At 35.3% G+C, this 20,276-nt stretch carries 20 protein-coding genes; 8 read left to right on the top strand and 12 right to left on the bottom strand.

Translation table 11 applies throughout. From position 1 onward, the window contains the following. Both ACKI4K_RS00295 and ACKI4K_RS00300 read left to right on the top strand, forming a co-directional pair. Positions 1–2,185 (top strand): DUF11 domain-containing protein (locus ACKI4K_RS00295; protein WP_407421121.1); only part of this gene is annotated, 2,185 nt, incomplete at its 5' end. Between the two features lie 267 nt (positions 2,186–2,452). Further along, on the top strand, positions 2,453–2,884 hold the full coding sequence (locus ACKI4K_RS00300; RefSeq protein ID WP_407421123.1) for a hypothetical protein: 432 nt from the start codon (positions 2,453–2,455) through the stop codon (positions 2,882–2,884). 158 nt (positions 2,885–3,042) lie between these two features. On the opposite strand, the gene ACKI4K_RS00305 is transcribed toward ACKI4K_RS00300, so the two are convergent. Both ACKI4K_RS00305 and ACKI4K_RS00310 read right to left on the bottom strand, forming a co-directional pair. Further along, positions 3,043–3,621, bottom strand: coding sequence for a ZPR1 zinc finger domain-containing protein (locus ACKI4K_RS00305; RefSeq protein ID WP_407421125.1), 579 nt, complete (start codon positions 3,619–3,621; stop codon positions 3,043–3,045). Further along, positions 3,614–4,558 carry a 3H domain-containing protein gene (locus ACKI4K_RS00310; protein ID WP_407421127.1) on the bottom strand — a complete coding sequence of 315 codons (945 nt, stop codon included), beginning with the start codon at positions 4,556–4,558 and terminating at the stop codon, positions 3,614–3,616. Before ACKI4K_RS00310 ends, ACKI4K_RS00305 begins: the two co-directional genes overlap by 8 nt. A 189-nt stretch (positions 4,559–4,747) precedes the next feature. Between ACKI4K_RS00310 and ACKI4K_RS00315 the strand changes: the two genes are divergently transcribed. Then, on the top strand, positions 4,748–5,800 hold the full coding sequence (locus ACKI4K_RS00315; RefSeq protein ID WP_407421129.1) for a DUF1611 domain-containing protein: 1,053 nt from the start codon (positions 4,748–4,750) through the stop codon (positions 5,798–5,800). Positions 5,801–5,805: 5 nt separating this feature from the next. Further along, positions 5,806–6,372, top strand: a complete 567-nt coding sequence (locus ACKI4K_RS00320) for a cell division protein SepF (protein ID WP_407421131.1) — start codon at positions 5,806–5,808, stop codon at positions 6,370–6,372. On the opposite strand, the gene ACKI4K_RS00325 is transcribed toward ACKI4K_RS00320, so the two are convergent. From ACKI4K_RS00325 to ACKI4K_RS00335, 3 genes are read right to left on the bottom strand one after another with little or no spacing between them, the layout of a single operon-like run. Continuing rightward, on the bottom strand, positions 6,369–7,274 hold the full coding sequence (locus tag ACKI4K_RS00325) for a TDT family transporter (RefSeq protein ID WP_407421133.1): 906 nt from the start codon (positions 7,272–7,274) through the stop codon (positions 6,369–6,371). The genes ACKI4K_RS00320 and ACKI4K_RS00325 overlap by 4 nt on opposite strands. Before the next feature lie 42 nt (positions 7,275–7,316). Beyond that, the gene (locus ACKI4K_RS00330; RefSeq protein WP_407421135.1) at positions 7,317–7,952 is read right to left on the bottom strand and encodes an Ig-like domain-containing protein; all 636 of its coding nucleotides are present in this window, start codon (positions 7,950–7,952) and stop codon (positions 7,317–7,319) included. 25 nt (positions 7,953–7,977) lie between these two features. Continuing rightward, entirely contained in the window at positions 7,978–8,742 is a 765-nt protein-coding gene (locus tag ACKI4K_RS00335) for a TatD family hydrolase (protein WP_407421137.1), read from the bottom strand. A 187-nt stretch (positions 8,743–8,929) separates the two neighbouring features. On the opposite strand from ACKI4K_RS00335, the gene ACKI4K_RS00340 reads away from it, so the two are divergent. Further along, the gene (locus tag ACKI4K_RS00340; protein WP_407421139.1) at positions 8,930–9,709 is read left to right on the top strand and encodes a helix-turn-helix transcriptional regulator; all 780 of its coding nucleotides are present in this window, start codon (positions 8,930–8,932) and stop codon (positions 9,707–9,709) included. A 9-nt stretch (positions 9,710–9,718) separates the two neighbouring features. Here ACKI4K_RS00340 and glyS read toward each other — a convergent pair whose 3' ends face one another. The 5 genes from glyS to tfrB are packed head-to-tail and all read right to left on the bottom strand — an operon-like array spanning position 9,719 to position 15,260. After that, positions 9,719–11,413 (bottom strand): glycine--tRNA ligase, encoded by a 1,695-nt coding sequence (glyS, locus tag ACKI4K_RS00345; RefSeq protein ID WP_407421141.1) that lies wholly within the window; start codon positions 11,411–11,413, stop codon positions 9,719–9,721. Between the two features lie 12 nt (positions 11,414–11,425). Continuing rightward, positions 11,426–12,013, bottom strand: a complete 588-nt coding sequence (dcd, locus tag ACKI4K_RS00350; RefSeq protein ID WP_407421143.1) for a dCTP deaminase — start codon at positions 12,011–12,013, stop codon at positions 11,426–11,428. Positions 12,014–12,041: 28 nt separating this feature from the next. After that, positions 12,042–12,866 (bottom strand): 4Fe-4S binding protein, encoded by an 825-nt coding sequence (locus ACKI4K_RS00355; RefSeq protein ID WP_407421145.1) that lies wholly within the window; start codon positions 12,864–12,866, stop codon positions 12,042–12,044. Further along, the gene (locus tag ACKI4K_RS00360) at positions 12,863–13,771 is read right to left on the bottom strand and encodes a TrmJ/YjtD family RNA methyltransferase (protein WP_407421147.1); all 909 of its coding nucleotides are present in this window, start codon (positions 13,769–13,771) and stop codon (positions 12,863–12,865) included. The genes ACKI4K_RS00355 and ACKI4K_RS00360 overlap by 4 nt, the downstream gene beginning before the upstream one ends. A gap of 13 nt (positions 13,772–13,784) precedes the next feature. After that, positions 13,785–15,260: a fumarate reductase (CoM/CoB) subunit TfrB gene (tfrB, locus tag ACKI4K_RS00365; RefSeq protein WP_407421159.1), complete on the bottom strand. Its 1,476-nt coding sequence runs from the start codon at positions 15,258–15,260 to the stop codon at positions 13,785–13,787. 291 nt (positions 15,261–15,551) lie between these two features. Here tfrB and iorA point away from each other — a divergent pair, with 291 nt between their 5' ends. The 3 genes from iorA to ACKI4K_RS00380 are packed head-to-tail and all read left to right on the top strand — an operon-like array spanning position 15,552 to position 18,366. Next, positions 15,552–17,444, top strand: coding sequence for an indolepyruvate ferredoxin oxidoreductase subunit alpha (iorA, locus tag ACKI4K_RS00370; RefSeq protein ID WP_407421149.1), 1,893 nt, complete (start codon positions 15,552–15,554; stop codon positions 17,442–17,444). Positions 17,445–17,448: 4 nt separating this feature from the next. Then, positions 17,449–18,033, top strand: coding sequence for an indolepyruvate oxidoreductase subunit beta (locus tag ACKI4K_RS00375; RefSeq protein ID WP_407421151.1), 585 nt, complete (start codon positions 17,449–17,451; stop codon positions 18,031–18,033). Between the two features lie 54 nt (positions 18,034–18,087). Then, the gene (locus ACKI4K_RS00380; protein ID WP_407421153.1) at positions 18,088–18,366 is read left to right on the top strand and encodes a hypothetical protein; all 279 of its coding nucleotides are present in this window, start codon (positions 18,088–18,090) and stop codon (positions 18,364–18,366) included. 67 nt (positions 18,367–18,433) lie between these two features. Here ACKI4K_RS00380 and ACKI4K_RS00385 read toward each other — a convergent pair whose 3' ends face one another. Both ACKI4K_RS00385 and ACKI4K_RS00390 read right to left on the bottom strand, forming a co-directional pair. Next, entirely contained in the window at positions 18,434–18,865 is a 432-nt protein-coding gene (locus ACKI4K_RS00385) for an amino acid-binding protein (protein ID WP_407421155.1), read from the bottom strand. An 8-nt stretch (positions 18,866–18,873) separates the two neighbouring features. Continuing rightward, a complete protein-coding gene (locus tag ACKI4K_RS00390) occupies positions 18,874–20,175 on the bottom strand; it encodes a phenylacetate--CoA ligase family protein (protein ID WP_407421157.1) in 1,302 nt (433 codons plus the stop codon). Between the last annotated feature and the right edge of the window lie 101 nt (positions 20,176–20,276).

Consider the following 20,276-nt stretch of genomic DNA (forward strand, 5'->3'; position numbering starts at 1 on the left):
GGTCACTGATGTGTTGCCTGATGGTCTTGTTTATGTTAATTCAGTATTGCCGAGGGGAACATATTCCAATGGTGTCATTAAGGTTGGCAAGTTGGCTGTTGGCGAAAGATTGACCTATAAAATAATCTGTAGAGTTAATAAAACCGGAACTATTGTCAATGTCGCATCTGTTAAGGGTAATCAGTATGACTATGATTTGTCAAACAACAGGGATGATGCATCTGTTTACATCAATCCTGCCTGTGATTTAGAAGTAATTAAGGCAGTGAATGTTTCAAATCCAAATTACAATGATTACATCACTTGGAGTATTCTAGTTCGAAATAATGGTCCGGATATTGCTCATGGTGTTGTATTGAGGGATTTGCTTCCTGAATCTGTAGTCTGGAAGAGCGATGATGCTAACGGAAAATACAATCATGTTACCGGTAAATGGACAATTGGTGAGCTTGATAGTAACGGATCTGTTAGGCTAAACATAGTCACCTTGGTCAATGAAACAGGATTTACTCAGAATAATGCTTCCGTAAGCGGCCGTGAATTTGACTATAATCCATCAAACAACAAGGATAGTGCAAGCATTGATGTTGCAAAAACTGCAGATGTCAGTGTTGTAAAGCTGGTTAACAATTCAAACCCTAACTATTGGGATACCATTAAATGGACTGTTATAGCCAAAAATAATGGACCTGATAAAGCAACATCCGTATCCGTTAAGGATATTATACCAAATGGTTTAATATTGACCTATGTAAATGCAAGCAAAGGCATTTATGATAATGGAATATGGGAAGTATGCTGCTTGGAAAAAGGTGAAGAGCAAATATTGGAGATTACCTGCATAGTTAATAGAACTGGTAAAATCACTAATGTAGCTTCAATTACTGCAGAAGAAGTTGATTTAAACCTATCTAACAACAAAGATAAGGAATCAATTGATGTTCCATTGACTGTTGATTTGGAAGTTGTTAAAGAGGTGTCTAATGACAGTCCTTTCTTTGGCGAAACAATCACTTGGTTAATTTCCATTAGAAATAATGGTCCTGATGATGCAACAAATGTTGTTTTATATGATTTATTGGATGAAGGATTAATATATTCAGGTTATACAAGCACAATTGGTACATTTGATGGTGTTACATGGAATATAGGTCGTCTAAACAATAAACACACAGAATATTTAAACATCACTTGCATTGCAAATAAATTGGGTGATATTGCCAATAATGCATTTGCTAATTCATCTGAAGTTGATAGAAACAAATCCAATAATGAGGATAGTGAAACAATCACCGTTTATCCATTAACTGATTTGTCAGTTGTAAAAATAGTTAATAATTCAAATCCAAATTATTTGGATTTAATCAAATGGTATATTATTGTTTCAAATAATGGCCCGAACAGTGCAACTGGAGTTGTTGTTAGGGATATCATGCCTAATGGATTGGAATTAGTTGAATCTAGCGAATATATTGATGAAAATGGAGATTGGTTTGTCGGTAATTTAGGGGTTAATGATGCTAGAGAATTAGATATAATATGTCGTGTAACCTCAACAGGCATATTTAGAAATGTTGTTGTTGTAAATGGTGATGAAACTGATCCTCATCCTGAAAATAATGAAGATGATGAGCTTATTAATGTTGCTCCGGCCAGTGATTTGTCAATCACTAAAACAGTTTCTAAATATTACTACAAGGTTGGTGATGCTATTGATTATTCCATTAAAATTGCTAATAATGGTCCTGATGAAGCTCGAAATGTTAAGGTTAGTGAAATTCTAGACTCTTCATTAATTTTAAAATCATTTAAAGCTACAAAAGGGATTTATGATGAGCAAGACCAAGTGTGGAAAATTGATGCATTGGATGATGGAGAATCTGCTGAGCTGCATATTAGGGCAATGGCTTCAGGCGCAGGAATCGTTAAGAATATGGTGTCTGCAACAAGCGATACATTTGATTACAATCTGGACAACAACAATGCCACTGTTGATGTTAATGTGTCTGAAACTGATGAAATCTCTAAAAAACCTAATGATGATACAACTCAAAATAGCAATTTGGATGAACTTAATAGTTATTTGCCTGAAATGCATGTTACTGGAAATCCATTTGTTGTTTTACTGATTTCTGTTGTGTTTTCAATGATATTTTTGGGAGGCAATTTCTCAAAGAAAAGATAATTTAAAGTAGCTTTAATGCTACTATTTTTTATTTTTTTAAATCGATTTTTCAAAATTTTGTAAGTATCAAAATTATTAATTTTTCCTATAATTATTTTATAAGTTGCACTATAAACTACTTGAATACTGCTCCAATTCTTCAATTTAAGCAATACATTTATATATAACTTCCGATAAATATTCATGTAGATATTGATGTACTGTTAATTTTTTATAAAAAATTGCAGATATGGTCAATATTCTTACATAATCGAATGAGATGTTATTATGCCTGAAGATGAAATTACAGACGAAGAATTTATAGACGAAGATGAAGAAAAATTACCTTTCGCTAAAGCTGAAGTTGTCCGTTTAATGAAGGAAAACTTAGATGATGACAAGATGATTAGGGAAAGAGTAAAAGTTGAAATGAACAAATTTTTAGGCGATGTTTTAAAAAATGTATGTAAGCAATTAAATGATTATCCTTACACTACAATCGAATATGAAATGCTTAAGGAATCTACTTACCCATACACTAACATCGAAAGGATTAACCAAGAAAAAGAAAGAATTTTATTACATTTAGAAGCTATCAAAGCAGATTGTAATGCATTAGCTATGGATGTTCAAAAAACTTTAAAATTAAAAGATGTTGTTGAAGAAGACAGCTTTACAAACTTTTCAGCAAATCTTGATGAGGAAGAGGAAGAAGAATAATTTTCCCATTCTCAAACAGAAAACATTTGAGTTATTTTAATTAATAACTCTTATTACTTTATTTTTTTTAAAATTAATTTGATAAATAATAATGGAAAGAACAAAGTTGAGACTAATCGGGCTGGATTTGTCTGAAGATTAAAAATAAAATTATTTTTTTAGCCGTCAAGATTGCTGAAACCTGTTTTCAATTCACGCAATTCCTCTTCGGGGATTTCAAGTATTTCCACTTTTTCGCTGACAATATTGCTTTGTCCAAAAGGATCAAGAATAATCAGTGTTGCAGTTCCATTTCCTTTTTTCAACTCCTGAATTTCTGCTAATGTCCTTTTGGCATTAACCTGTGACTCTTTATCGTCGAATAAATTAAGCGCTTTTTCAACGGCACTTTCAAAACGTGTCAATACCCCTTCAACATTGGTCACGTACCCTTCGGATTTTGGTCCAGGTTCCACTTTAACGCCAACTTCCGGAATCATGACGGTTGCAGATTGTGATCTTACAACGCGGATGGATAAATTGTTTTTATTTATTTCCAAAACATATTTGGCGGGGTCATTCTGTTCAAGTGCAATAACATCGCTGTGTCTAAATCCGCAGGAGGGGCATAGTAGTGTTGTTTCTAAAACTTTACCAAAATGAGGTATTTCAAGTTCCTTCATTATGGATTTTGCAACTCCTTCAATTCCACATGCGGGGCATTTGATAATCATTTCAGCCAATTCTTTTTCACTCATTTAAAACATATCCTTTCTCTTTTAATTCATTAATAATTTTATCTAATTTTTCCTGATTTGAAGCACAAATGGACGTATTTCTATAATCTGACAAATCATATAATTTGGTTAAGTATTCCTTTTTGTCTTCATCCTCATTAATGTTTTTTATAAATTGCTCTGCAGAATCAGCATCGCTTACACTAATGTTTCTAACTAGCGGTTCCTTAAATCCTGGGATATTATATGTTACTTTCTCAAGAGACCCATTATTCTCTTTAATAATGATGTTTATAACATCTTCAAGTTCATCAACAGAATTAGTTAATTTAATTGTTGCGCAGGCCTTATTGATAATTGCTAAGATATTGTCCAGGGTTTTGTCAATGGATTCGGCTTTTATGATGTCAACATCATTTTTTTCTGCCTGCTTTAATAGGTGGTTATGGATGATTCTATTTTCTTTAAAGAAATCCAGTTGTTTTCCACCCCTTTGAATCTGAATAGCCCTTTTGACAAACCTTTCCTTGTGTGATTCTTCATCGGAACTTAATATGAAGAAATATATGTTGGCATATTCATCAAATTGTTCCGTATCGATTAATCCTGGAACTAGATGAACTCCTTCAATAATGATGTCATCATAATCAGTAATTGCCCGTTGAATAATTTTTTCCAAAGCGGGAATTACATAGGATGCATGTTCATCAAACCCTGCTGAAACTAAGTCTTCATAATCTTCATAACGATTCTTGTTTCTCAAGTGTTTATATGCATCGTAAGAGGAACTATGGAGTGCTGGTGCATATTCCTTACCTATTATGCCACGAACGACAGCTCTAATAAAGTCACTTTCTATTAAATGCTTTATATTGAGTTGTTTGGCTAGTTCTGCGGCTATTGTTGATTTTCCAATTCCTGATGCACTTCCAATCAAAATAACATAGGGTTTTCTCATGCTATTGGTCTCCATTTAATTTTTTTTATCAATATTATATTTATTAATTATTAGTCTTTAAACATTTACATTTATTAATATGAAAAATTATATTTAATAATATAATATTATTTTTATGATTTTTTCAAAAATAGTAGGATAATAAATTACAGGGATAATTATAAATTATAAGTTATAGGGGTGAAATTGTTGTATTCAGTAAAATCAGTTAAAGAAATTCAAGATTTAAATCCGTTCATTGTAGTTGGTTGTGGCGGCGGAGGAGAAAAATTCTCTAATTTGGAAGGCGTTGAAGCTGTTGGGTTCATTGATGATAATGTTAAAAAACAGGGAAATGAATTCTGTGGTCATACTGTTGCATGTAGCTTGGAGGAGTGTCTGGAAGGTGCGCCAGAAGCCAAATCCCTGGTCATCATGTTGCCGATTGGTGCTGAGGGGGCAGCACTAAAATATGCGGTTCAAGCCATTGATGCAGGATTAAATGTTATCACTTCATTCAGGTCTTTGTCAATTGGTGAGAATTCATCATTAAAGAAGTTTGCAGATTCAAAAAATGTTGTAATCAAAGAGATTGGTCCGAGATTGGATGTTGTTGAAAGGATAGCAGGCATAGCTCCTGAAAAATCATGTGAAGTTTTACCAAAAATATCCTATATTCCTAAGGCTCCGGTAATATTCGTGGGAGGGACTTCTCAGGAATGCGGTAAAAGGACAACAACCAAAAAATTAGGTTTGGCTTCTATGGAACGAGGCTTAACTCCTGCAATCATATCAACTGATGAAATGGGATTGGAAGAACCGACTGATTTTAACTTTAGAGCTGGAAGTTTATCTGCTATGGATGTTCCAGCTGCCGTATTGTCCGCTATTAAATATGTGGAAGACAACAAAAACCCAGATATTATTTTCGTTGAAGGCCAGTCTAGCTTAACTGAAGATGGAAACCCTCACCCTAGGGGATTGTCCGCGGGTATTCTAATCGGATGTGCTCCGGATGCAGTTATTGTTGGACACAGGCCAAATCACCCTTACAGAGAACCAAAAGGCATTGCTGAAGAAATTAAGGCTATTGAAGCAGTCGAACCTACAAAAGTTGTTGGTTTATCCATTAATCTTAAGAATGCGGATGCTGATATGACAATTCAATCTTTTGAATCAGAGTTTGGATTGCCTGCAGAGGATGTTTATAATAATGGTGCATCTAAATTGTTAGATGCCATAATTGAATATTTAGAGGAGTAATTTAAATGGGCTTTACAGATACATTAAAAAGAAGTTTAGGTTTTGAAGAAACTCCATCCAACAATAAGAAGGGTGGTGAAGGCGGTTTTTCAAATATTTTGCATGGACTTGGTGATGAGTTTAAAAGAGAAATCAATAATCTGAGAAGTGATTCATCCCAGTATAGGCCTCAGTATGAAAGGCCCCAACAGAATGATGATATAGATCCTCAAATCAATCCTAATCCGGAATCAATGCCCAGACCTACACCAATTTATGATGAATATGATGATGATTATGATGATTATGTAATTATTCCTGACCATTCATTTTATGAAATTGTTCTAATTAGGCCAAAATCCATTGATGATGTTAACTATGTGATTGACCAAATCCTTGAAGAGAAAAATCCGGTAATTATAGATTTATCTTTCTTGGAGAGGGAAAGCCCTGCTAACTTCAAATTGGCTGGTGAAAAAGTTAGAATATTAAGGGAAAAATATGACACTCAAGCATTATTGCTTTCACAATGTGATGAAAGAAATTTGATTATCCTTTCCCCTAAAAAAGTTAAACTAATTAAAAAAAGTTAAGTGGACTCATCTCTACTTAAAAATTTTACATATTTTACAATTACATACCCCACTGCAGCTATCGCTATGATTGTTTGTACAGTTAAGATACTATTTAAAACTATATTCGAACCTATTTTTGAAATCACTCCCTTTGTTGCAAGGGCACTTATTACAAATGGAAATGTGAATGCGGAAAAGCTTGGATAAAAATCAAGATTTCTGTATTCCATCAATTTAACTAGTGCAAACATGTAAAATATGCATGCAAATACATACATCCCTTCTAAAAACTCAACTGATATTGCATTATATGAATTGACATACCCTACAATCAATATGCTCAGGACTGCTGTGAAAATACATATCAGCGGTTTATTCGCATCAGGGATATCGCTATATTTTAGATATCTATAAACTACAAGAGGCAATGTTATTATCATTGCAATAAATCCGACTAGAAAGAATATAAATCCGATTTCGTCAAGATTGTGTGCATGTGCGGTTATTGCACCCATGGTGATTCCGATATAGACTATCCAGTAGCTAGGATAGACTGTCAAAATATCAAAGTAACGTATGATAAAATGATAGGTAAAGTAAATTATTAGCAAAATATGCAAAGCTACACCCAATATCCAAACACCATATGCAATACCTGGCACAAAAGATGCAAGATATGTAGATAATATCATCAAACTCATGGAAAAAGTACCGGAATTACTTACAATGACTGGATTTTTGAAATCTTCTCTAATGCTGTCGGGATATAAGATTAGTTTGGATAAGATTAAGACAAGAAAAATTCCCGCTGTCAATCCACATATCACTTTTAAATAAGGATGGATATCATTTAATAGATTTCCAAGTGAAAATAGTGCAAGAATTAACCCGCAAATGGGAATCGGTATTTTTTCAATCATTAATATTACTATTGTTTTTAAAAATAAAAAAGGCTATGGATTCTATCCTCCATAACCGTAAGTTATTACATATCCATTTTCATCAACAAGCCTGAAGTAGTCATCATCGTAGTGGATTTTCACAGTTCCATCATCCATGCGTTCACGATATGTTTCGTGGTCAGCGGGATTCCAACCGTTAACCACTTCACTTTCATGGTTTGGAGTGTATCCTTTATAATTCGGGTCATTTTTAGGTCTGTTGGATTCAATTGGATTTTCGGCGCTTGTGGATTCTGTTGCTTGCACAACACTCTTTTCAATGGTAATCTCCTTGGAAGTGGAGCTTTCTCTGTATGTGTCGTCCCCTTCGAAGGTGCAAGTTACATTATATAATCCGACATTGTCTTCAGATAGTGTTAATGTGGCTATTCCGTTAGAATCTGTTTTAACAGCATATTCTTGAGAGTTTTCTGAATTGTTTAATGAAATTCTAATGCTTTTATTGGTGAGGGGATTGTTTTTTGAGTCACTTAGTTTGACGGTTAAATTTTCATTATCTTTTAGTAATTCGGAGCTAGTAATCTCTATGTTGCAATCTTCTTTTTGCATGGTGGGAATTACGGTCAAACAAATCAAGACAAGTAGCACTGCAATGATTATAACCAATCCTATAATTGTAATCTTATTTGTTTCCATGGTATTATTTAATTATTAATTGTATTTAAATTGTGCCTAATTTAAAGAATTTTTCAGCGTTTTCATGGGATACCTTATTGACTTCAATTTCACTGTATCCAATCCTTTGAAGCTCACGAATGGTTTTTGCCACTGAAAGGGGATCGGATGGTTTGTTACTAATGTCGCTGTTCAATAAAAATCTATCAAAGCCGTATTCGTCCAAAATGGATATTGCATCTTCCTTTTCCATTTTCTGGGGCTGAACTGTTAGGCCTAACATGTAATCTGAATCAACCGCATCTCCAATAACATTTGGATTGATATGGTCAATGACAGCTTGTGATTCGTCCAAATGCTCTGGAACAATATTCATAATCTCTTTTAAAACTTCACTTTTGTTTTTTCTTGGAGTGTGGATAATCACTTTTGAGTTTGTCTCATCGGCAATGTCCAGCTGTCTTTTGAATATGTCGATTTCGCTTTCAGTCAAATCCTCAAGCCCGATTTCACCAATGGCCACAATCGATTTGCTTTCAATCCATTGGTAAAGGTTTTCAAAAATGATGTCCGGTTGGATATTTGTGTTTGCCGGATGAATGCCAAGAGCTACTTTCAAATCAAGCCCGTGTTCTCTAGCTCTTTTAGTATCGAATTCCAGAATTCTGTTCAGGTGGTTTAGAAGAATCATTTCATGCTCTATTCTGTAAGGGTAGAAACTGCATGTTATTGCAGTGTCTATTCCTGCAAGATACATTTTCTCAAAATCCTCTCCACTTCTTGAATCTGCATGCATATGTGTATCAATCATATTTATCCCATTTTGAATTTTTAGTTAATATTTGATTTGTTTATTCTGGTTTAAAAAAATATGGGCAAAATTTATTTGTTTTTATAGTTTTTGCACATGTTATTTTCTGCATTTGTTCACTTCAAGAGATTATATATCTTTAGTAATACTAATTACTATAATAAGTAATACTATCAGGTGATTTACCGTGGACGAAAACAACAATAATTATCTAAAAGACTATGAATCTATTTCAAAGGATGTAAAATATTTGACAAACTCCTTATCAAGGTTGAAAATATTAGCTACTTTATACGAATGCCCTAAAAATATGAAAGAATTGACTGAAGAAACAGGATTGAGTTATAGCTCAGTATCCAGCACAATGCATAATCTGGAATTGAATGGCTTTGTTTACAGGGAATCCAGTAAATATTACTTATCCAATTCCATGAGAATCGAAATTGAAAATATTTTGGAGCTGAATGAAATTATGGATGTGATTTCAAAATTCTTTAACATACTGGACAAGCATCTGGTTGATATGATTCCTAATGATTCAATTGCTGAGTTATATCTTTTAGGCCAGACAAGTCTGATAGAGTCAGGAGACATTGATGCATACAGGACTTATAACTATATTGAAGATGCCCTATCCAAAGCGAATTGCGTGAAGTGCATTTTACCATTTTACTATGAAAACTTCAACAAGCAGTTGAATAAACTTGTCAAGTCTAAAAAAAGTGTAGAGGCTATTGTTTCTCGAAATATTTCACATATTTTTGAAGAGAAGTCAAATATAAAAAATTTATCATCATATAATAAAAACATCAACTTCCTATTGATTGTAACTGATAATGTAATGATTTTAGGATTGTTTAAGGATGATGGTAATTTTGATCAGAATAGATTATTGATTTCTAAAAATCGCGATTCCATCACATGGGCATATAATCTGTTTAAAAATTTTAAAAGGGATAATAAATGAGTTTTAAACTCATTTATAATATTTTTCTAAATATCCGGCAAGCTCGGCAATTGGAATTCTTTCTTGAGCTTCTGTGTCCCTGTCCCTTACGGTTACCTGGTTGTCTTCAAGGGTATCAAAGTCAACAGTAACGGCAAGAGGAACACCAATTTCATCAGCTCTAGCATATCTTTTTCCAATTGTTCCGGTTGCATCGTATTCTACTCTAAATCCGGCCATTCTCAAGTTTTCAGTTAATTCTTGAGCGATTTCACGAGGACCTTCCTTATTCACAAGAGGAAATACTCCAATTTGAACCGGTGCTACTGATTTTGCAAATTTGAAGTAATCCTTGTCATCAGTTTCAGTGAATGAATGCAGTAAAACAGTGTAAAGTATACGGTCAATACCGAATGAAGGTTCAATTACGTGTGGAATGATTTTTTCACCGGTAATCTCTTCTTCAACATCTTCAAAGATAAGTAAATCTTTGTCTACTTCATAAACTTTGTCCAGTTCGACTGTAAATTTACCTTCGCTTTCAAGTGCTTTTTTAATGTCTTCGGGATCAGCATCTTCAATGGCTTGTTTTACTTTAGGTGAGTCTCCTTTAAATATAGGTCCAAATTTGGATAGATTAGGTTTTACAATGGTCTTTTGAACTTTTTTAGGTTCGTCATATTCCACAAATACATTTAATTCATCATTGCTGTACTGGGAATGTGAAGATAAATCATAGTCTCCCCTATCTGCAATTCCAATAATTTCAATCCAACCATATTTGTCGGTATTGGCTTCCACATCCCAACAGTCAAGGGCATAATGAGCCATCTCTCCTTTTAAGTGTTGTCTGAACCTTAATGCATCTTCTGGAATTCCAATTTCAGTTAAAAACTTGCGTGCTAAGTATAATTGGTAGATAAGCATTTCATTAGCTACAATACCTTTGTCTAATGCTTCACGAGCAGTGATTTCTATCGGTTCTAAATTATTTTCCTGAACTTCCTGTGAATTTAAGCGTAAGACTTCATTTTCAATTTGTGCGAATTTAGGATGTGTTTTATCTTTAGGATTCAAGAATATTTCAGCTTCAGCCTGTGTGAATTCCCTGAGCCTGATAACTCCTTGTCTTGGTGAAATTTCATTTCTATAAGCTTTTCCAAGTTGAACAACTCCGAATGGAAGTTTTCCTCTAAAGAATCTTTCTAAACGTTTAAATAAAATGAATATTCCTTGAGCAGTTTCAGGTCTCATATAACCTACTTTATCTCCCTTTGCTCCAATTTCGGTTTTAAACATCAAGTTATAATTCCAGATATCGGATAATTTTCCACTGCATTCCGGACATACGATATTGTTGTCGGTCACGATTTGGTCAAGTTCCTCATTCTCAAGGCTTTCCACATCTTCGCCAATTACCTCTTCAATAATGTGGTCTGCTCTGAATACTTCCCCACACTTTTCACATTTGCACATGGGGTCTGTGAAGTTATCGACATGTCCGGATGCTTTTAGAACCTCTTTAGGCATTACGGTAGGGCCTTCTATTTCATAAAATCCTTCACCTGAGACATATTGTCTTCTCCATTTTTGCATGATATTATTTTTTAAGCTTGCTCCGAGAGGACCATAATCAGTAAATCCGGATACTCCTGAGTAGATTTCAAAAGATGGCCATAAAAATCCTCTTTTTGCACTTATATTTGTCATTTTGTCATGATTCATAAACATTAACTCCTAATCTTTTTTCAATTCATAATCTAATTTAACTCTGCTGCTTTCCGGACTGGTCTGTCCCATATATTTGCTGCTTCTGTCCGGATGTCCATAAGGCACTTCTGAAGGTGTGGTCATTGTTTCAAACACTATCTGGCATACCCTTTGTCCGGGGTATAGTGCAACAGGCATTGCGCCGATGTTTGAGATTTCCAAGGTAATCTTTCCCTCAAATCCCGGATCGATAAAGCCTGCTGTAACATGCATTGTAACGCCTAAACGCCCCATGCTTGAGCGCCCTTCAACCCTAGCCACCAAATCATCAGGTATCTTGACGTATTCCAGGGTGGTGGCCAGTGCGAATTCATTTGGATGTATTATGAATGCATCGCCTTTCTTGACGGTTGTTGATTCCATGTAGGATGAGATGTCCTCTTCATCCTTCGGATCGATGTAAGGCTTTCTGATTACCTTAAATACTTTGAATTCGTCTCCCAATCTCATGTCAACGGAAGATGGTTGTATCTGTTTTTCATCTTTTAAAGGTTCAATACCGAGTTTACCTTCCTTTAAGTATTCTCTTATAGTCTTGTCACTTAAAATCGCCATATTTTCACACAAATTATTTTAATAATCGTTATATTTCTTTTTCATATAAATTGTCCATTCTATTGACCACGTTGTCAATGGTCGCATCATCGTACTCGATTGTAATCGCATCGAATTTGCATCTGTTGGTGCACAATCCGCATCCTCTGCAGATGTCGGTGTCAATGGTTATTCTGCCGTTTTTCATGTCAATGGCCTGGAACATGCAGGCATCAAGGCATTTTTTGCATTTCTTGCAGTTCTCTTCGTGCAGTTCCACTCGAACGCCATCCAGCCTTTCCAGCTTGTCACTGATTTCAGTGTCCAGATTCGGATAGACCTTCCACAGACAGCAGCATGGACAGCAATGGCATATTGTTAAAAGGCCTATTCCAGGCTTAATGTTCATCCAGACTGTGTCTATTTTATTTCTGCCGATAATGTGGCTCAAGCCGGCCTCATCAGCTCTCTTCAATTGGTCAAGTGCCTCTTCGGCAGTGGATCTTTTGCCGACATGAGGTGGAATCTTTTTGCTTGTAGGTCCCAGGAATATGCAGCCAAGATCCTGCGGGTAGTCCTGGCAGTTGTTTGAAGTTCTGCAAAGGCAGCTGTTCATGATTACTATATCGTCGCAGCGTTTAATCACTTCTTTGATAATGTCTGTCGGCAGGAATTCAGACCCATCAGATTCGATTTTCTGGTTGATTTTGATTGTATTTGGGATTACAACAATCTCGTCATCTTCAAAAAGCATCTTGTCAATCAGCTTTCTGTAGGTCTTTGATTTTTTTGTAATTTCAGCTATCCAGAATCTCCAATTGAAGATGTATTTCAAGATAAACCTGCTTATGTCAACAAATCTGATTCGTCTCATTCTTCACCTAATTTATTTTTTAATCGTCTTAATATCCCTTTTAGGGTATGTGCTTCTCTACCGGTAATAAACGCTCTGTTTATGATGTTTTTGAATGCTTTCAAGCCATTTTTCTTTTTGTGGTCAGGAATGTCCAGACTATTGATTAGGTCATTCATATCATTCAGCAGATATTCCTTTTCAAGCGCTGTGCTTTCCTGCAGGCCCTCAACGCCATAGTCATGTCTGTTCTTAAACAGCTCATAGAATATGATTGCCGCCGCATGGGATATGTTCATTATCGGATAGGTCGGATCTGTTGGAATGGAAACGCATATATCACAGTCTCCGATTTCCTTATTTGAAAGTCCGTCGCCTTCCCTTCCAAATAAAATTGCTATTTTATTTGAAGCATTCAATGTTTTTCCCAGCTCTTCCGGTCTGATGGGAATTCTATTTAAGTTATAACTTCCTCCGGCCATGCCGGTTGAGGCAACCTTGAAGTCAATCCTTTGGGATTGGTAGAATTCATCCAAGGTATTGTAGATTTTAGCACTTTCAACAATGTATTTTCCATGTGTTGCCTGATAGTATGCCTCGTTGGTCAGTTTTGGAGGATTTATAAGTATCAAGTTTTTCAATCCGAAGTTTGCCATGGTCCTTGCAAGAAAGCCTATATTTCCCGGAGTTTCACACTCGACAAACACAATGTAGATGTTTTCCTTAAATTGGTTTATCTCTTTTTCTTCCTGGGCTTTTGTAAGTTTTGGCCTGCCTGTCCCTCTGGATTGGGTTTTGGATTTTGATTTTTTGGTTGAAGTTGATTTTTTCTCTGCTTTTGAGTATTCCTCATTTTTTGGTGAAGCCAAAGTAGTGGTATCCACAACTTTTTCTTCGCTTACAGCAGTGTCTCCTATCTTAATCAACTCCTAATTACAATTATTCATAAGCTTTTTTTAATAATTCAAGAATGTGCATAGATTTGATATTATCACAACCTATTGCATTCAAACCATCTTGCAAGTTTAATTCACAGAATGGGCAAATTGTAATAACGACTTCAGCACAGGTTTCCTTTATCATTTCTGCTTTTGATTTTGACAAGTCAAGCGCAATTTCAGGTTTTCCAGATTTTATTCCCCCGCCAGCTCCACAGCATTGGCAAGGATATTTCATCTCTACAAATTCCACACCTGGAATCATTTCAATAATTTTTCTTGGTGCATCTTTGATGCCTTGGCCTCTTCCCAAGTGACATGGGTCATGATAGGTTACGGTCATATTCACTTCTTTCATTTTGCTTGCATCGAGTTTGTCCACTAGAAACTCGCTAACATCCATTACGTTTAATTTGGATCCAAATTCGGGATGATTATTCTTTAAAGTGGCTCCACAGCCTGAACAAACGGTAATCACAGTATCATAATCCTTGAAAACTTCCTTATTCTTATCAACAAGTTCCTGCACTATATCTATCTGGCCGGTTCTTAAAAGTGGGGAACCGCAGCAGACTTGGCCTTCTGGAACGTCAATGTCAATTCCATTTTCTTTTAAAACATCAACTAGCATATGTCCAATTTCAGGGAATTTGTAATCGACCATGCATCCGGTAAAGAAAGCAACTTTGGAGCCAGTATTGTTTTCAGCCTCTTCGATAAATGATGATTTGTCGGTCTTAATTGATCTTCCATTTTCTAAAATGTTTTCTTTAAATGCCACATGCTCCGGAAGAGGTCCTGAACCGTTTGCAACTGCAATGGCTCTCATTTTTTCTATTGCATCCCCAAAGGTGTTGATATTTTTGGGACACACTGCCAGACATTTGCCACAGCTGGTGCAGTTGTACAATCCTTCATCTAATGCTTCCTTTAATCTGTCAAACTTGTCTCTCGGGTCGGTTTCAAATTTATCAATGTATCTCATTAAGTAAGGTCCGCCAAACTCTTCTGTTGCAATATTGACAACAGGACAAGTTGAAAGACAGGAGTAACATTCTATACAGCTTCTTACTTTTTTGGTGTCCTTTGTGTCTTCTTTTGTAATTGATTTGTCAAGTTCACTGCATTTGCGGTCACATTGAAGGGATAATTCCAAATCTTTTACTTTTGCTTCGATACTTGATTTATCAACAATCAAATCTTTTATGACGGGGAAATTAAGAGGTTCGATTATTGCTCCATCTTTAATTTCTTTTTGACAGGCAAGGGCACCATTCCCATTAAACAAAATTCCACAAGAACCGCATTGGCCTGCCCTACATGAACTCCTGAAGCTAATGTCGGCATCATATTTCTCGTTGATGGCCTGAAGAGCATCCAATACTTTCATTTGGGGTGTTTTTTCAATTTCATAACACTCCAAGTGAGGATTTGTGTCAATTTCACTATTGAACCTTGAAACATAAACTTTAATCATCATTTTCCCTCCAATATTGTAAGTTTATAAAATATTATAATATAATATTTATAGTTTAACAAATATATTATACTTACTATTTTGCAGTAAATCAAAGATTGCCTAATGTTTTTTTATAACTTTTTTTGAATATTCTTAACTGGAAAATATGATGGATTTTATAAAAAAATTCATGAATGCATTTCAATAAATTATATTATATTGTTTTGTTAAATTTAGTAGTTAGAAATAAAAGTATGTTTATACTTTGAATTATTAAATAATATATATTGAAATTTTGAGGAAAATATAATGAATCTAAAAGAATTAGTTACAGGGGTTCAAGGCGAAAAACAATTTTTGCTCGGTAATGAAGCTGCTGTTAGAGGAATAATAGAAGCGGGAGTTTCTATTGCAGCTACTTATCCTGGAACTCCATCATCAGAAATTGGAAATGTATTATCTGTATTAGCTAAAGAGGCCAATATTTATTTCGAATTCTCTACTAATGAAAAAGTGGCAATGGAGGTTGCAGCTACTGCAGCGGCTTCCGGATTACGTTCGTTTACCTTTATGAAACATGTCGGTATGAATGTTGCTAGTGATTCATTCATGACAACTGCATATTCAGGCGTTAGGGGAGGGATGGTAATATTGTCTGCCGATGACCCTTCACTTTTCTCATCTCAAAATGAACAGGACACACGTAATTATGCGAGATTGGCTAATGTTCCTGTATTGGAACCATCCAACTGTCAAGAAGTAAAGGATATGGTTAAATATGCATTTGATTTATCTGAACAGTTTGGCCTTCCGGTAATTGTAAGAACTACCACCCGTGTATCTCACATGAGGGGGGTAGTTGAATTTGGTGACGTTAAAGATAATTCATCAAATAATGAAAACCACTGGAAGAGGGGGCATTTTGACAAGAACCCCTCAAAATTCGTTCCTGTTCCAGCATTTGCCGGTGAAATGCATGTAAGGTTATGGGACATAATACACAAGCTTGAAGAAATCACCAATAAAAGTGATTTAAACAAGGAAATCAACTTTGCAGATGATAAAAAGTATGGTGTAATTTCATCAAGCAGCGCTTATAATTATGCTCATGATATTGTTAAATTCAATGATTTAAACATGGATATCTTAAAATTAGGCTTCTCATATCCTTTCCCTAGGGACAGGGTATCTGAATTCTTAAGTGATTTGGATGAGGTATTCGTTGTCGAGGAAGTTGATCCGATTATTGAAAGGGACACTCTGGCCGCTATTGGTGAGAATAAATTGAATGTTGTTGTTCACGGAAAACTTGATGGAACATTTCCTCTTTACCATGAATTTAATTCAGATGTTGTTGCAGACGGTTTCAACAAGATACTGGGCTTCAAGCAAGACACTTCAATCAATTATTCATCAAGCTTGAATGACCTGTCCGGTGAGATTCCTTCACGTGCACCTGTTTTGTGTGCAGGATGCCCTCACAGGGCGATGTATTATGGAATAAACAAGGCTATTGAAGAACTTGGATTAAAAGCAAGCGATGTCATCTTCGCATCCGACATAGGGTGCTATACACTGGGAATAAATCCCCCTTACAATGCCGCTGATTACTTGCTTTCAATGGGTTCCAGTGTTGGGGACGGATGCGGATTTTCTGTTTCGACTGACCAGAAAGTAGCAAGCTTTATTGGGGATTCAACATTTTTCCACAGTGGAATTTCCCCGCTTATAAATGCAGTTCACAACAAGCATAATTTTGTTTTGACAGTTCTGGACAATAGGATTACTGCAATGACCGGTGGCCAACCCAATCCGGGCATTCCAGTTGATGGTATGGGTGATGAGGCTCCCGAAATATCCATTCGTAAACTAGCTTTGGCTTGTGGATGTGATTATGTAAGGGTAATAAATCCATTCAACTTGGACCAAGTTATAAAAACCTATAAGGAAGCATTCGAAAGGGATGACACAGCAGTAATCATATCAAAAGCGCCATGTACATTAATCAAAGGATTGGCTAAAAAGCCACCAGTCACTTTTGTTGAAGGTAACTGTAACAACTGTGACAAATGTGTAAGTGAACTTGCATGTCCGGCAATTTCAAAAATCGATGGAAAAATCACATTGGATGGTGCGCAATGTGATGGATGCAATGTTTGTATTCAGGTTTGTAAATATGGGGCGCTACAGGCGGGCAGGTGATAAAATGGATAATCATTATAATATTTATATTTGTGGAGTTGGGGGTCAAGGAATTATTAAAACCTCAACAATCATCGGTGAAGCTGCAATGAATCAAGGATTTGATGTGGTGATGAGTGAAATTCATGGAATGTCTCAGAGAGGCGGATCCGTTTCAACCGAGTTAAAGATTGGCGGGTACAATTCATCAATCATTCCGAATAATGGTGCAGACATGCTGCTTTCCTTTGAACCAATCGAAACAATCAGAGGCATTGACAAGGTAAACAGTGAAACCAAAATAGTCTTTAATACCCATCCGATTGTACCTTCCTCCAGCGATAAGGCCTATCCTAGCGTTGATGGAATAACCAAAACTTTAAAGGAAAACTTCAAATATGTTCTCCCAATCGATGGAACTCAACTGGCTATTGAAGCGGGAAGCGTTCTGGCCTTAAACATGGTTTTGTTGGGTGCAGTCACTGCTGATGATAATTTTCCATTGTCAAAGGAATCTGTCATTGATGCAATGAAAAATAATTTAAAACCAAAATTCCATGAAATGAACTTAAAAGCTATTGAAAGTGGGTACAAATCTATCAAAGGTTAAAAATTTAAATACTATTTAAAATAAATCTTTTAGTAGATAAAGAGTTGTGGTATTATGGCTTACAAAATTGATAATGCAATTGTTAAAAGAGATGTAAAAGGCAATATTATTTTAATTGACCCTGATAATGTTTTTGAAAAAGAAGATGCATTTATAGCTATTAAAAGTGAGGATTTAATCACTATTCAACTTTTAATTAATGGGATTATGAAAAATGACTTCAAAAGTTGGAGAGAATTAGGTGTCATTCCTGAAACTGAACCACTAAAAAGTCTTTTTGTTCGTTTAGGGTATTCTAAAGAAGATATAGCTAATATGATTAAAGAATTTTAATTGTTCTTTACTTTTTTTTACTTTTTGCATTGAAAAAAATAAGTTTTAGAAAAGAGATTAATCTTTTCTATAATTCTTTAATATCGTTTTCATCTAATATTTTAACATTGCTGTCGTTTAGTGCTTTGATGGCTTTTTCCATATTTTCCAATCTCATTACTACAATAGCTTCATCAGTTTTACTGCTTACGAATGCATATAGGTATTCCAAGTTGATTCCTTTTTCATCAAAAACTGCCAATGTGGAATTCAATCCATTAGGTTCATCGGGAACAGCTAAGATAATTACTTCGTTTTCCTTAACAATGAAACCATCATTTTCGAGTGCTTCTATTGCTTTAGCATTATCGGAAACAATTAATCTTAAAATTCCGTATTTTGTAGTGTCAGCTATTGAAAGCGCACGAATGTTAATGTTCTGTTTAGCTAATGTGTCAATAGCTTTTTTTATCCTACCTTCTTTGTTTTCTACAAAGATTGAAACTTGTTTTACTGTCATTTTATCACCTATTCAAAATTCCTCTCATCGATTACGCGTATAGCTTTACCTTCGCTTCTTGGTAATGTTTCTGGTTCACAGATGGTTACATCCACTCTTAAACCGGTTTCTGATCTGATTGAAGCTTGGATTTGTTTTTCCACTCTTTCCATTTCTTTCATTTCATCTGAAAATAACTCTTTGGATGCTTCTACTTTAACTTCCACTTCATCTAAAATATCTGGCCGGGTTACATGAATCATGTAGTTTGGACTAATGCCCTTGATTTTAAGCAATGCTTTTTCAATTTGTGATGGGAATACCATCACGCCTTTGATTTTAAGCATATCGTCACTTCTTCCAGTGATTCTAGTCATCCTTACGGTTGTTCTTCCACATTCACATTTTTCACCAAGGAGTGAAGTTAAATCTTTTGTTCTAAATCTTAAAATAGGCATTCCGGTTTTTGTTAGGGATGTTAATACGAGTTCTCCTTTTTCACCATATCCGAGGGTTTCACCAGTTTCGGGATTAATGATTTCTGGGTAAAAATGGTCATCTTGGATGTGCATGCCATTTTGGAATTCACATTCTTGAGCAACACCAGGACCCATAACTTCTGTCAAACCATATATGTTATGTGTTTTAATTCCAAGTGATGCTTCGATTCTTTTTCTCATTTCATCAGTCCACATCTCAGCTCCATGAATTCCTGCTTTTAGATTGATGTCTTCTAGTGAAATTCCGGCCTTTTCTCTTGATTCTCCAAGATACATTGCATAGGAGGGGGTGCATGTTAGGATGTCACTTTGGAAATCAACCATTGTGTCAAGTTGTCTTTGGGTGTTTCCGGCTGAAATCGGTATTGTAATTGCTCCCATTCTATTTCCTCCGTGATGGATACCAAATCCTCCAGTAAATAGGCCGTATCCGTAAGCATTTTGGATAATGTATTCTTTTTCAGCACCAGCCATTTTAAGACCGCGTGCAATACATTCTCCCCAAATATCCAAGTCATTTTGGGTATATGCAGTTACTGTTGGTTTTCCTGTTGTTCCGGAAGATGCGTGTACCTCTACAATTTCTTCACGAGGTACTGCAAGTAAACCTAATGGATAAGCTTCTCTTAAGTCGCTTTTTGTGGTGAATGGAATTTTTTCGATATCTTCTAAAGTTTTAATGTCCTCTGGCTTCAATCCGATTTCATCAAATCTTTTTTTATAAAATTCAACATTTTCATATGCGAGTTTCACAGTTTTTTTAAGTCTTTCAAGTTGAATCTTTTCTTTTTCTTCTTTTGTCATACATTCGGCTTTCTCATCCCAATACATTTTATCCCTTTTTTAAGATTTTTTGATATGGTTTAAATTTAATATTTTATTAATATTAAAGATATCATATTTCATAACAGAATTTTGTTTATATTTTCATT

Origin of the sequence: Methanobrevibacter sp., from assembly GCF_045644645.1 — an archaeon.
Taxonomy (GTDB): domain Archaea; phylum Methanobacteriota; class Methanobacteria; order Methanobacteriales; family Methanobacteriaceae; genus Methanocatella.

Bases quoted from the DNA above. Each gene is read 5' to 3' on its own strand.
- ACKI4K_RS00300 (WP_407421123.1), top strand. From the start codon at position 2,453: ATGCCTGAAGATGAAATTACAGACGAAGAATTTATAGACGAAGATGAA.
- ACKI4K_RS00305 (WP_407421125.1), bottom strand. From the start codon at position 3,621: ATGAGTGAAAAAGAATTGGCTGAAATGATTATCAAATGCCCCGCATGT.
- ACKI4K_RS00310 (WP_407421127.1), bottom strand. From the start codon at position 4,558: ATGAGAAAACCCTATGTTATTTTGATTGGAAGTGCATCAGGAATTGGA.
- ACKI4K_RS00320 (WP_407421131.1), top strand. From the start codon at position 5,806: ATGGGCTTTACAGATACATTAAAAAGAAGTTTAGGTTTTGAAGAAACT.
- ACKI4K_RS00325 (WP_407421133.1), bottom strand. From the start codon at position 7,274: ATGATTGAAAAAATACCGATTCCCATTTGCGGGTTAATTCTTGCACTA.
- ACKI4K_RS00330 (WP_407421135.1), bottom strand. From the start codon at position 7,952: ATGGAAACAAATAAGATTACAATTATAGGATTGGTTATAATCATTGCA.
- ACKI4K_RS00335 (WP_407421137.1), bottom strand. From the start codon at position 8,742: ATGATTGATACACATATGCATGCAGATTCAAGAAGTGGAGAGGATTTT.
- glyS (WP_407421141.1), bottom strand. From the start codon at position 11,413: ATGAATCATGACAAAATGACAAATATAAGTGCAAAAAGAGGATTTTTA.
- dcd (WP_407421143.1), bottom strand. From the start codon at position 12,013: ATGGCGATTTTAAGTGACAAGACTATAAGAGAATACTTAAAGGAAGGT.
- ACKI4K_RS00355 (WP_407421145.1), bottom strand. From the start codon at position 12,866: ATGAGACGAATCAGATTTGTTGACATAAGCAGGTTTATCTTGAAATAC.
- tfrB (WP_407421159.1), bottom strand. From the start codon at position 15,260: ATGATTAAAGTTTATGTTTCAAGGTTCAATAGTGAAATTGACACAAAT.
- iorA (WP_407421149.1), top strand. From the start codon at position 15,552: ATGAATCTAAAAGAATTAGTTACAGGGGTTCAAGGCGAAAAACAATTT.
- ACKI4K_RS00375 (WP_407421151.1), top strand. From the start codon at position 17,449: ATGGATAATCATTATAATATTTATATTTGTGGAGTTGGGGGTCAAGGA.
- ACKI4K_RS00380 (WP_407421153.1), top strand. From the start codon at position 18,088: ATGGCTTACAAAATTGATAATGCAATTGTTAAAAGAGATGTAAAAGGC.
- ACKI4K_RS00385 (WP_407421155.1), bottom strand. From the start codon at position 18,865: ATGACAGTAAAACAAGTTTCAATCTTTGTAGAAAACAAAGAAGGTAGG.
- ACKI4K_RS00390 (WP_407421157.1), bottom strand. From the start codon at position 20,175: ATGTATTGGGATGAGAAAGCCGAATGTATGACAAAAGAAGAAAAAGAA.